Here is a 12,908-nt window from a genome sequence, read left to right on the forward strand (position 1 = left end):
TTTGAAAACTTACAATGTAAACAGGTGATCTTAAAAAGATAAAGAAAACGAACGGGGGAGAAGAAGATGACATACAATCAAATGCCAAAAGCTCAAGGTCTCTACCGTCCTGAATTTGAGCACGATGCATGTGGAATCGGACTATACGCTCAATTGAAAGGCGTAGCGTCACATGATATCGTTAAAAAAGGACTAAATATGCTTTGCCAGCTTGACCATCGAGGCGGACAGGGAAGCGATCCGCTAACAGGAGATGGAGCTGGATTAATGGTGCAAATTCCACACGCGTTCTTTAAAAAGACATGCGTTGAATTGAACTTGCCAGAAAAAGGTCGTTACGGAGTTGGGATGATCTTTTTCTCAAATAACGAAGACGAGCGTCGAGAAATTGAAGCTTATATTAATAAATTAATTGAAGAAGAGGGACAAACGTTATTAGGTTGGAGAACTGTACCTGTAAATATCGGAAAAATCGGAAAAGTTGCAAAAGAAAGCTGTCCGTACGTACGACAAGTATTTATTGGGGCAAATGACAGTACCCAAGATGACTTAGCGTTTGAACGCAAACTATATGTTATTCGCAAGCAAGCAGAAAATTGGGCGCAGGCGCGTCAAAACCGTTTTTATTTCACGAGTCTTTCAAGCAGAACAATCGTGTACAAAGGGTTATTAACGCCTGAGCAAGTTGATGCTTTTTATCTTGACCTGCAAGATGAAGACTTTACCTCTGCATTTGCTTTAGTGCATTCTCGCTTTAGCACAAACACGTTCCCAAGCTGGGAAAGAGCACATCCAAACCGTTATTTAATTCACAACGGTGAAATCAATACGCTTCGTGGTAATCAAAACTGGATGAGAGCGCGTGAACAGCAGTTCGTTTCAGACGCATTTGGTAAGGATTTGCCGAAGGTTCTTCCAATTTTAGATGCTGAAGGAAGCGACTCATCCATGTTAGATAATGCGCTAGAGTTCTTTGTGTTGGCCGGCCGCAAGCCAGCGCATGCAGCGATGATGCTTATTCCAGAGCCTTGGTCTGAGAATCCGCACATGTCACAAGAAAAACGTGCTTTCTATGAGTATCATAGCGCATTAATGGAGCCATGGGATGGTCCAACTGCTATTTCGTTTACGGATGGAAAGCAAATCGGTGCCATTTTAGACCGTAACGGTTTACGTCCAGCTCGTTATTATGTTACAAAAGATGATTACATCATTCTTTCATCAGAAGTAGGCGTCATTGATGTTGAAGATGAAAATGTGTTATATAAAGATCGTTTAAGCCCAGGAAAAATGCTTCTAATCGATTTAGAGGAGGGCCGAATTATTTCAGATGAAGAAATTAAATCTGAAATGGCACAGGCTGAGCCTTATCAAGAGTGGTTAGATGAACAGCTGGTAACGTTGCCAGAAGTACAGGATAAAAAATCTGAATACTTCGATGATTTGGTTATTCGCCAGAAGTCATTTGGCTACACGTATGAAGATATTCATAAATATTTAGTTCCAGTTATTACAGAAGGAAAAGATCCGCTTGGTTCAATGGGTAACGATACTCCGTTAGCCGTGCTGTCTGATCGTCCTCAATCGTTGTTCAATTACTTTAAGCAGCTGTTTGCTCAAGTAACGAATCCACCGATTGACGCTATTCGTGAACAGTTGGTTACATCGACAATGACATTGCTTGGAGCAGAAGGGAATTTACTGCATCCAACAAAAGAAAATATTCATCGAATTCAGCTCGAGACGCCGGTTTTAACAAACGATCAAACTGAGCAGCTAAAGTCTGCAATTCATCCAGATTTCAAAAGTGCTGTCATATCTGCTGTGTTTACAAATGATTTAAAAGCAGATCTTAATCGCGTATTTGCTGAAGCTGAAGCGGCAATTAACGCCGGTGCTAGCATTCTTGTTTTGACAGACCGTGAAGCAGGTGCTCAATCTGTAGCTATTCCAGCGTTATTAGCGGTCAGCGGGCTGCACCAGCACCTAGTGCGAAAAGGAAATCGTACAAAGGCAAGCATTGTAGTGGAAACAGGAGAAGCGCGTGAAGTACACCATTTTGCAGCGCTGATTGGTTACGGCGCAGACGCAATTAATCCATATCTTGCTTTTGCAACATATCAAAATGAAATTAACGCAGGTACGTTGAACGTATCGTATGACTATGCTGTTGAGAAATATGTAAAAGCCGTTACTGAAGGCGTCGTAAAAGTAATGTCTAAAATGGGTATTTCAACGGTGCAAAGTTATCGGGGCGCACAAATTTTTGAAGCAGTTGGAATCAGTGCAGAGGTTATCGAGCAATATTTTACAGGTACTGCTTCGCAGCTTGGCGGTATTGGTTTAGATGTTATTGCGAAAGAAGCGAAAACACGTCATGACAATGCTTATGTTGAAACAATTGAGCAAACGCTAGAGTCGGGAAGTGACTTCCAGTGGAGACACACGGGTGAGCATCATGCGTTTAATCCAAAAACCATTCACACGCTGCAGTGGGCTTGCCGCAAGGGAGATTACAGCTTGTTTAAAAAATTCTCTGAATCGGCTAATGAAGAACGCATCGGTTTCCTACGCAACCTATTCTCGTTTAATGAAACGCGTTCATCTATCTCCATTGATGAAGTGGAATCAGTTGATTCGATTGTAAAACGTTTTAAATCAGGTGCTATGTCGTTTGGATCTTTAAGTCAAGAAGCTCATGAAACATTAGCGATTGCGATGAACCGTTTAGGTGCACGTAGCAACAGTGGTGAAGGTGGCGAGCATCCTAGCCGCTACACTCTGGATGAAAATGGAGATAATCGCCGCAGCGCGATTAAACAGATTGCTTCTGGGCGTTTTGGAGTAAAAAGTCATTATCTTGTGAATGCGGATGAGCTTCAAATTAAAATGGCACAAGGTGCAAAACCTGGAGAAGGCGGTCAGCTTCCAGGAAACAAAGTATATCCATGGGTGGCAGATGTGCGTGGATCAACGCCAGGAGTAGGCTTAATTTCACCTCCTCCACACCACGATATTTATTCGATTGAAGATTTAGCCCAGCTTATTCATGACTTAAAAAATATAAACCGTGATGCACGAATCAGTGTCAAGCTCGTTTCAAAAGCAGGTGTAGGAACGATTGCTGCCGGAGTAGCAAAAGGGGTAGCGGATGTTATTGTCATTAGCGGTTACGACGGAGGTACGGGAGCGTCTCCAAAAACAAGTATTAAACATACGGGACTACCGTGGGAACTTGGCTTAGCAGAAGCTCATCAAACGCTTATGTTAAACGGTCTTCGTGAAAAAGTAGTGCTTGAAACAGACGGGAAATTAATGACGGGTAAAGATGTAGTAATGGCAGCACTTTTAGGAGCAGAAGAGTTTGGTTTTGCTACGGCCCCTTTAATTGTTTTAGGCTGTATCATGATGCGTGCGTGTCACTTAGATACATGCCCAGTTGGAGTGGCAACACAAAATCCAGAGCTTCGTAAAAAATTCCTAGGAGAAGCGGATCATATCGTTAACTATATGAAATTTGTTGCACAAGAAGTGCGCGAAATTATGGCTGAACTTGGATTTAAAACAGTGGATGAAATGGTTGGACGTACAGACGTATTAAGCGTTAGCGAACGTGCGAAAAATCACTGGAAGGCTCAGCACTTAGACTTAACAACTCTTTTATATCAAGCTGAAGGTGTACGTACCTTTAAAACACCTCAAAACCATAAAATTGATGAATCTCTTGATATACAAAAGATTTTGCCTGCGGTACAGCAAGCAATCGAGTATAAGTATCAAGTCGAGCTAGAACTTCCAATTTCTAATATTAACCGTGTAGCTGGAACCATTGTAGGAAGTGAAGTTACAAAGCGTTACGGTGAGAAAGGTCTGCCAGAAGATACAATTACCCTTCGATTCACTGGCTCTGCAGGACAAAGTTTTGGTGCATTTGTTCCAAAAGGAATGTCTATGTATCTAACTGGAGATGCAAATGATTATATCGGAAAAGGTTTATCAGGCGGTAAAATCATTGTTGCTCCACCTAAGGAAACAACAGCTGTGTCAGGGGAAAATGTTATCGTCGGGAACGTTGCATTTTACGGTGCAACAAGTGGCGAAGCTTATGTTAGCGGGCTAGCTGGGGAACGTTTTGCAGTTCGTAACAGCGGTGTAAACGTAGTGGTTGAAGGAATTGGCGATCACGGCTGTGAATATATGACTGGCGGACGTGTTGTCGTATTAGGCGATGTAGGTAAAAACTTTGGTGCAGGAATGTCGGGCGGTATTGCTTACGTATTTGCTGACGATCAAGAAGCATTCAAAAACCTTTGCAATAAAGACATGATTGGGTTTGAGAGCTTAAAAGGAGAAGAAGCAGAAGAAGTAAAAGAGATGATTACAAATCATCTAAAATATACGAACAGTCATAAAGCAGCATTTGTCTTAGAAAATTGGGAAGAATCACTTTCAAAATTTGTAAAAGTGATTCCGAATGATTATAAACGCATGATGAATCGCATTGAAGAGCAAAAAGCAGCTGGACTAACGGACGAAGAAGCAGCTATGAGTGCGTTTGAGGAAAATGCAAAACAAGAAAAGAAAGCATCGGCAAAACAACAAGAAGCGGTAGCTCAGTAAGAAAGGGGAGAGTACAATGGGAAAACCAACAGGATTTATGGAAATCAAACGTGAAAAAGGGAAGGAACGTGACCCGTTAAAACGTTTAGGTGATTGGAAAGAATATGCTGCTCCTTTATCTGATGAAGCACTAAGCCGTCAAGGAGCACGATGTATGGATTGTGGCACACCTTTTTGCCACATGGGAATGGATATTAATGCTTTTACTTCTGGATGTCCTATCTATAACTTAATTCCAGAGTGGAATGATTTAGTCTATAAAGGACGCTGGAAAGAAGCATTAGACCGGTTAATGAAAACGAACAACTTCCCGGAGTTTACAGGACGCGTTTGTCCTGCTCCGTGTGAAGGTTCTTGTACGCTTGCTATTTCAGATCCAGCAGTTTCGATTAAGAATATCGAACGCGCTATTATTGATAAAGGCTTTGAGAATGGGTGGATTACTCCTCGTATTCCTGAGAAGAGAACGGGCAAAAAAATTGCCGTTATTGGCTCTGGGCCAGCAGGTTTAGCAAGCGCAGATCAGCTGAACCAAGCAGGTCATTCAGTGACGGTATATGAAAGAGCAGATCGTGCTGGCGGTTTACTAACATATGGAATTCCAAACATGAAACTAGATAAAGAAGTAGTGGAAAGACGTATTCGTTTATTAACGCAAGAAGGTATTGATTTTGTAACGAATACGGAAGTTGGAAAAGACATTACCGCTGAAGAATTAAAAGAACAATATGATGCTGTGATTTTGTGTACAGGAGCTCAGAAGCAAAGAGATCTAGTATTAGAAGGTCGTGAAGCAAAAGGAGTTCACTTTGCAATGGACTACTTAACAACTTCAACGAAAAGCCTTTTAGACTCTAACTTCAAAGATGGTCAATTTATTGATGCTGAAGGAAAAGACGTTATTGTTATTGGAGGCGGAGATACGGGAGCTGACTGTGTAGCTACTGCTCTTCGTCAAAAATGCCGCAGTGTTGTTCAGTTTGGTAAACATCCTCAGCTTCCTGCTGAGCGTACAGTGGATAATATGTGGCCTGAATATCCACATGTATTTAATCTTGAATATGCCTATGAAGAAGCTCAGGCGAAATTCGGGGATGACCCACGTGAATATTCAATTCAAACGAAAAAAATCGTGGCAGATGAGCAAGGCAATCTGAAAGAACTTCATACGGTTCAAATGGAAAAAGTAAAAGGTGAAAATGGACAGTACATCTTTACCGAAATTCCAGGAACGGAAAAAGTATGGCCAGCTCAGCTTGTCTTTATCGCGATTGGATTTGAAGGTCCAGAGCAGCCAATCCTATCAGCGTTTGGTGTTGAAACGAAAAATCGTCGCGTAGATGCAGCGTATGGAGATTACAAAACAAATGTTGAAGGTGTTTTTGCTGCTGGTGATGCTCGCCGCGGTCAAAGTTTAATCGTATGGGCTATTCATGAAGGGCGTGAAGTAGCTAAACAAGTTGATAGCCATCTAATGGGCGCAACTGTATTACCATAACAAAAAACCGTCACAATCGTGGCGGTTTTTTTGTTATCTAGGATTTGGTACGTCATTTCCCCTACGTAAATTTTCAAATGAAACAGTTGAAATTGTATTGGTAATCCGAACTTGTGAAGCGGGAGAAACGCTGTATAAGTTAAAAAGTTCAAATATCCACGGTTCACGTTTTTTTAGCTGTCGTGCAGCTTTTTCGACGCGTTCGTTAATGGATCCGCTGTAATTGCTATAGTTATCATCAACAAACCTTACAATGGAACGAAATAAGTATTCTGTTAGTTTGCTATCCATCCCGCCTCGTTGAGCATCTCTGTAGATAGACTGGTATTGGCGTTTTAAAATTTTCATCACTCGGTCTACATCGCGTGTAGATCTAACTTCCTCTTCTTCATGCGGGATATAAGAAAATAAGTCTTCGTTGTATCTATAAGGTTCTAAATAATTTTCATTCGTAGTAGGAACCACTGGGTGGTAATAGTGCGGCATGTAGGGGTAAATCCATTGACTGTACATCAGATATTCACACCTTCCTCGTTTATTTCTCATTAGTTTATGCACTAGAGTGCTAGCTGCTGCATGTTTGTTTTAAATAAAATTTAGGCGTTTGATAATAGGACCACCCTCTAAATTCTTGATAAGCCGATACAAAATAAATGTAGATCGGTGTATTTAGCAAGTCTGGATAATGTTGAAAAAACGCTTGGTCTCCGTAAAATATTGCTTCTAAAGCAAGCGGGAGCTCACGACGGAAAATGTGATAACGAAGCTGTGCTTGCTCGCGGCTAAACTCACCTCCACTGACAAAAACTTCGCCTTGAATAACAGCTTGGCGGTCTGTTACATGAAGAGAAGCTAGTACTTCATCCCGCATATTTTCATCTATCGCCTTCTTGTTATATGAGCAACCGATGCTTAAAAAAAGCTGACCTGTTGTATCAGAATGAGTAAGGGTATATTTTCTTCCGGAAACCGGATAGGAGGAAGTAGCAGGGGGAATAAAAGTCGTAGAAAGTTTTGAAGAATTAAACGAACTCATAGTCATTGACACTCCTTTTTTTGAATAAATTTCAATATTATACGGCACTATGGGCTCAGTTGTGATAAATGTCTACTTTCTTTCTGTAAGAAAGGCGTTTTGATGTACTTTTTAAGAAATAGATGGTAATATTTAACTGAAATTATGCGTGTACAGTCCCCACAGATTGTCTTCAAAAGCAAATGTGAATGGAGGTTATCACTTGAATATCACAACGTTTGACGGTAAATATGGAAACTGGTTAACGACTAAAAATCCTCTTCAATTTCAAGCAGCCACTGCCTATGGGAACATTGGACTGGCTCCTATCTATTGGGGAACAAAAGAAGAAAAAAATGGATGGTATTACATGTACCAGCCTGAAGAAATAACGGGAGTTCAAGTAGAAGGCGAAGTTGATGGTGGTAGATTTCTCATTCGAATTCCTGATGACTGGAATGGAAAGTTAGTTATGTCGGGAGTTCCAGCTACCAGAGATGAGAAATCAACGGATTTACTGTTCAGCGACTATGTGTTGGCAAAAGGGTTTGCGTTTGCTTCTTCTGATAAAGGAACTCAGGGAGAAGAAGTGAGAGATGATCCATTTGCTAAAGCAAAGAACGCTCTAGTCAAAGAAGAAGATTCCATCAGAAAATGGCATATTCAATACCGCGAAGTGACAAAAATGGCTCAGAAATTTTTGTTTAAAAATTATCGTCACAAACTTCAAAAAGAAGTGACAGAATATTTTGATATAAAAACGTATGCGTTAGGTATTTCTAATGGGGGTTATGTTGTTCGCTACGCTTTAGAAAACGACGGGAAAAATGGAGAGCCTCAGCTTTTTAACGGAGGCGTTGAATGGGAAGGAGTTATGTGGCGAGCTGATCACGATAATTTGATTACTTCCCTAACACCTGTCGTAAATCATGCCAAAGAAGCAATGTATACAGTAGGTGAATTGCAAGAAGAAGCTTTGCATCGGTTGTATCAAGCAGGATTGCCAAAGGGATCTGAGTTTTTATGGCCATATCATGACCAGTATTATTGGTTTTTAACGCTTAATATATATAGAGATGAGTTTGACAGTCAAGCACCTGGAAGCATTCCGTGGCAAAAATACTTAACGCTTTTTGAAAACGGAGTTAGAGATCGTTCGTTAGATTCTATTTTTGAAAAATATGATTATCACGAAAGGCCGCAAGATGTAAAGCAAAAGGTTCGTGAAATTGAAAATACAGGTGATATTTCCGTTCCGTTGATAAGCATTACAGGGTCGTTAGATGCTCTTATTTTTCCAGATATTCATGCTTATCCTTATGAACAATTGGTAAAAGATTCTGGTAAACAGCACCTTCACCGTCACTATGTAATTGAAAATGGAAACCACATTGATAGTTTAGTGTGGAATCATCAAATTGACCCAGATCGAAAGCTTCAGCCTCTTCTGCCATATGTCTATCAAGGATTTGAACTGCTATGTGATTGGGTAGAGAATTTTGAAGAACCTCCGAAAAATAAGAAAATAAGTGCGCCTCTCAAGAAAATGCATGTAAAGGACCTAAAAACAGAGGAAGACGTGCTGCCGTTGACTACTAAGAAAAGCATATCAACAGAAAAATAAATCGTCGAAAACCGTGCCGAAGGTGCGGTTTTTAATTTGAAAAAGCAACGTTTAAATAAAAACAGTTTTGATGAATACACAATATTATAGTACGATAAGAATGGAATATACGTTATTTGTTATTTATTTTCAGCTATTTAAAATAAAAATAATAAAAACATTGAACAAAACCGAACTTTTGTGTTAGATTAATAACTATAATTCGTACATTTATTAAATGGTTACAGTTGAAAGGAGCAAAAAACATCATGACAGCGAAAGTAATTAAAGGAAAAGAAGTAGCGCAAGAACTGCGCGCAGCATTAAAAGAAGAGGTAGCTCAATTAAAAACAAAAGGTATCGTTCCTGGTTTGACCGTGATTTTAGTAGGAGAAAATCCTGCTTCGCAATCATATGTAAAAGCAAAAGCAAAGGCTTGTGAAGAAATCGGTGTCGCATCTGAAATTATCAAACGTGACGTAACGATTACTGAAGAAGAGCTTCTAAACGAAATCCATCACTTAAATGGAAATCCATCTGTTCATGGTATTCTTATTCAACTTCCATTACCAAAACATATTGATGAAAAGGCAGTATTAAATGCTGTATCTCCTAAAAAGGATGTAGATGGTTTCCACCCAGTAAGCGTAGGAAATATGGTTATTGGCGATGAGTGCTATTTACCATGTACACCACATGGTATCGTTGAGTTAATTAAACGTTCAGGTGAAGAAATTTCAGGTAAACATGCGGTAGTAATTGGACGAAGCAATATTGTGGGTAAACCAGTATCCATGCTGTTACTTCAAGAAAGTGCAACGGTAACAATTGCTCACTCTCGCACAAAAGATTTATCTGCTTTAACAAAACAAGCTGATATTCTTGTGTCAGCTGTAGGACAACCTAGACTTATAAAAGCAGATGATATTAAGCCGGGTGCCATTGTAATTGATGTAGGTAACACAATGGAAAATGGTAAACTCGTTGGTGATGTTGATTACGAAGCGGCTTTAGAAGTTGCAGGTTATATCACACCAGTACCAGGCGGAGTTGGTCCGATGACCATCACAATGTTATTAAAAAATACGGTAGACGCTGCTAAAACAATTAACAATGTAAAATAATAAAAAGTTAAAAATCCCGTGCGTATATGCACGGGATTTTTTTTGCTTCAGTAATGGAATGAAAGCTAAAAGAATAGAATGTAACAACCTGTATAGAAAGAGGAGGAAGCGATGGTTACGTTACCTGCAACGGTATATTCTCAACAAATGGTGAAGAAAAAGTTAAACGTTTACTATCCAGCTGTACATTTGACTAATCAAGCTGTTCAGCACAGCATTAACAGTAAAATCTTGCAACGTACGAATGAATTAATTCGTCAGCAGGGATATGGAGAAAATCCGGATACAGAAGAAACGGGTTATTATGAATTGAAAACAAACGAGCGAAATGTGCTTAGCTTAACACTTGTCAATTTTGCTTATTCCGGTGGAGCGCACGGATTGACCGTGGTAGTTCCGTTAACGTTTAATGTTCTGACTGGAAAAACGTATCAACTAAAAGATTTATTTAAAAAAGACAGTAATTATGTGAATGTTCTTTCTAAAATAGTAGGAGAGCAAATAAAAGAGCGCGATATTATGGTTCTTGGAGAATATAAAGGAATTAAACCAGATCAAGATTTTTATATCGCTGATAAATCGCTTGTGCTATTTTATCAGCTGTATGACCTGGCCCCTTATGTATATGGAATTCCTTACTTTCCAATTTCTATCTATGCTATTCAAGATATTATTGCAGATGAAAGTCCACTTGGACAAATGTTTGGATAAGTTTATAAAAAATTGCGGTGCGGCCGTACGTATCTTTTTAATTCGGCCGCTAACTGCTGACGAAGCGAACGAATGCTAATCGCTTCAGCAATATCTTTTGCTACAGGAAATACCCCGATTTTAGTGATATGAACACGAAGATAACCCTCATACAAGCATCCTCGGTCCGCATGCTTGATTTTGGTGCGTACAACAGCTTCTATTTTATCGTTTTCATTTTGCAAAGGGTAAGAATCTGTAATATGAAAACGAAAAGAATATTCCTCCATCACAATCATCCTTTTTTCTATGATATGTACTAGCATACTATACAAATATTGAATCAGAAAAAATGAATGTGTCAAAATGACAAAGAGTAAAGGAATCAAGGAAACAGTTCCTTGCATGTAATGATCATTATTTGTGAACGATAACAGAAAAAGACAAAAAGCTGGAGTTGCGATGATAAAAATAGCACTTAAAGGATTACTTATTATTTTATTTTTATATATTTTGTATGTGGTTATAACAGCAGTTGTTCTCTTTTATGTACCTTTAAAAACAGGAGAGGAAACGACTTCAATTAAACCGGCCAGCTTTTTTGGCCAGAGTGAGTCCACGGACCGAGTGAGACTTCTTGAAGATGGGTATGAGGCAGGAAGAGTTCGTATTCAAATGATTCAAGAAGCTGAGAAATCGATTGATATTGCTTATTACTCAATAGGAAAAGGAGAGTCCACAGATTTAATTATGGCCGCTCTTTTTAAAGCAGCTGATCGAGGCGTCCATACTCGCGTTCTTTTAGATGGGATAGCTAACGGCTTACGAGGGAATCGAAGAGGCGTGCTCTACGCATTAGCTTCACATCCTAATATCGAAGTGAAATATTACGAACCATTTCAATTGTTTAAACCTTGGGCGTGGCAAAATCGTATGCATGACAAAATAATGATTGTAGACGGGCGACTAGGTATAATAGGAGGACGGAATATAGGGGACAAGTATTTAGCTAAAAAGCCTCCTCCAGACTTCGTCTATGACCGTGATGTCTTTATTACAAACAGCAAATACGAGCAAGATAGCGTCATGATTCAAATGCAAAATTATATAAACGAATTATGGGCTCATCCTTACACCAAAAAAGCTTTTCATCATCTCACGCAGTACCAGGTCGATCAGGGAAAGGAAATGAAAGCTTTGCTACTGCAGCAATATGGTAAAGCTAAGCAAGTAGGAGAACAGTTTGCGACTCCTAAAATTAATTGGAATGCTTCCACCGTTCCTACAAAGCGTGTTTCTTTTATTCATAATCCAATTGAACGCTTTAATAAAAGACCTTTTATGTGGAAAACGTTTATTAATCTGGCAGAAGGAGCTAAACGCTCTGTTCTTATTCAAAGTCCTTATGTGGTGCCAACCAATGCGATGAGCAAGTATACAGCCATGAAAAAGAAGCCAGCCGTTCAATGGACGCTACTCACAAATTCAGTTACATCTACGCCCAATGTGTTGGCTTTTTCCGGGTATATAAGTATGCGGGATACGATTATGAAGACAGGTGTAAAGCTTTACGAATACCAAGGACCTTATTCGATCCATGCAAAGTCTGTGATTTATGATCAAAGACTCAGCGCCGTAGGCTCTTTTAATTTAGATTCCCGTTCTACATTTTTGAATAATGAATCCGTGGTTATTATTGATAGTCAAGAATTTGCAAAAGAGTTGAAGGTGGCGATGGAAAACAAAATGGATAAAAGTATCCTTATAGCCAATCACAAGCGATGGATTAAATCTCCTGACGTTCAAAAGAAAGAAGAACCTGCTATGAAGCGAACCTTACTGTACACCCTTGCAAAAGTGACAAGGTTTTTTAAGGAATTTATTTAAACAATCGGCAGTTTAACAAAAAGAGGTGGGGACAAACGTATTTTAGCTGAAGGAAAATCCGAACGATGAATCGAGATTCTTGGTAGAGAATCAAACTCGTTCGGATTTTTTTATTGGTAGGGTGAACGTAGGTTTTATGTATGTAGGTGCTTCTAGCGGTTGATTGGAGGGCAAGACGAAGACTCCCGCGGGAAAAGCGGAATAGATGAGACCCCGCAGGAGCGAAGCGACGAGGAGGCTCATCGGCCGCCCGCGGAAAGCGAAGTCTTGCACGGAAATCAACAGCGGTGTAACAAGCGATCTATACCAGCTCCTTTATCTCATTTGTTCGTCTTTAGATTGGATTGATTTAGTTATGTCTCGATCTCTTTGTTCTATATCTTATAAATAAGTTAATACAACTATCACATGATGTAAATTATCCCCTTTTATTTATTGGGAAAAATCGGTAGTATAAATATAATAAATAAA

The 12,908-nt window shown here is 39.6% G+C and carries 10 protein-coding genes; 7 read left to right on the plus strand and 3 right to left on the minus strand.

What is annotated here, in order from left to right:
- The first annotated feature begins 66 nt into the window (after positions 1-66).
- Both gltB and gltD read left to right on the plus strand, forming a co-directional pair.
- Positions 67-4,620: a glutamate synthase large subunit gene (gene gltB, locus M3225_RS19915; RefSeq protein ID WP_251396513.1), complete on the plus strand. Its 4,554-nt coding sequence runs from the start codon at positions 67-69 to the stop codon at positions 4,618-4,620.
- A gap of 16 nt (positions 4,621-4,636) precedes the next feature.
- Complete coding sequence (gene gltD, locus M3225_RS19920) at positions 4,637-6,118, plus strand: glutamate synthase small subunit (protein WP_251396515.1); 1,482 nt, start codon at positions 4,637-4,639, stop codon at positions 6,116-6,118.
- Positions 6,119-6,151: 33 nt separating this feature from the next.
- Here gltD and M3225_RS19925 read toward each other — a convergent pair whose 3' ends face one another.
- Positions 6,152-6,631 carry a hypothetical protein gene (locus M3225_RS19925; protein ID WP_251396517.1) on the minus strand — a complete coding sequence of 160 codons (480 nt, stop codon included), beginning with the start codon at positions 6,629-6,631 and terminating at the stop codon, positions 6,152-6,154.
- Between the two features lie 52 nt (positions 6,632-6,683).
- Positions 6,684-7,154: a staygreen family protein gene (locus M3225_RS19930; protein WP_251396519.1), complete on the minus strand. Its 471-nt coding sequence runs from the start codon at positions 7,152-7,154 to the stop codon at positions 6,684-6,686.
- A 202-nt stretch (positions 7,155-7,356) separates the two neighbouring features.
- Here M3225_RS19930 and M3225_RS19935 point away from each other — a divergent pair, with 202 nt between their 5' ends.
- From M3225_RS19935 to M3225_RS19945, 3 genes are all read left to right on the plus strand, one after another.
- Positions 7,357-8,757: an alpha/beta hydrolase gene (locus M3225_RS19935; RefSeq protein WP_251396521.1), complete on the plus strand. Its 1,401-nt coding sequence runs from the start codon at positions 7,357-7,359 to the stop codon at positions 8,755-8,757.
- A 248-nt stretch (positions 8,758-9,005) separates the two neighbouring features.
- The gene (folD, locus tag M3225_RS19940; RefSeq protein ID WP_028408722.1) at positions 9,006-9,860 is read left to right on the plus strand and encodes a bifunctional methylenetetrahydrofolate dehydrogenase/methenyltetrahydrofolate cyclohydrolase FolD; all 855 of its coding nucleotides are present in this window, start codon (positions 9,006-9,008) and stop codon (positions 9,858-9,860) included.
- Positions 9,861-9,971: 111 nt separating this feature from the next.
- Positions 9,972-10,571 carry a DUF3298 and DUF4163 domain-containing protein gene (locus tag M3225_RS19945; protein WP_251396523.1) on the plus strand — a complete coding sequence of 200 codons (600 nt, stop codon included), beginning with the start codon at positions 9,972-9,974 and terminating at the stop codon, positions 10,569-10,571.
- A gap of 2 nt (positions 10,572-10,573) precedes the next feature.
- Here M3225_RS19945 and M3225_RS19950 read toward each other — a convergent pair whose 3' ends face one another.
- Positions 10,574-10,840, minus strand: a complete 267-nt coding sequence (locus tag M3225_RS19950; RefSeq protein WP_251396525.1) for a diaminopimelate epimerase — start codon at positions 10,838-10,840, stop codon at positions 10,574-10,576.
- Positions 10,841-11,012: 172 nt separating this feature from the next.
- Here M3225_RS19950 and M3225_RS19955 point away from each other — a divergent pair, with 172 nt between their 5' ends.
- A complete protein-coding gene (locus M3225_RS19955) occupies positions 11,013-12,437 on the plus strand; it encodes a phospholipase D-like domain-containing protein (protein WP_251396883.1) in 1,425 nt (474 codons plus the stop codon).
- Positions 12,438-12,596: 159 nt separating this feature from the next.
- The gene (locus tag M3225_RS19960) at positions 12,597-12,785 is read left to right on the plus strand and encodes a hypothetical protein (RefSeq protein WP_251396900.1); all 189 of its coding nucleotides are present in this window, start codon (positions 12,597-12,599) and stop codon (positions 12,783-12,785) included.
- Positions 12,786-12,908 lie beyond the last annotated feature (123 nt).

Origin of the sequence: Priestia aryabhattai, from assembly GCF_023715685.1 — a bacterium.
Taxonomy (GTDB): domain Bacteria; phylum Bacillota; class Bacilli; order Bacillales; family Bacillaceae_H; genus Priestia; species Priestia aryabhattai_B.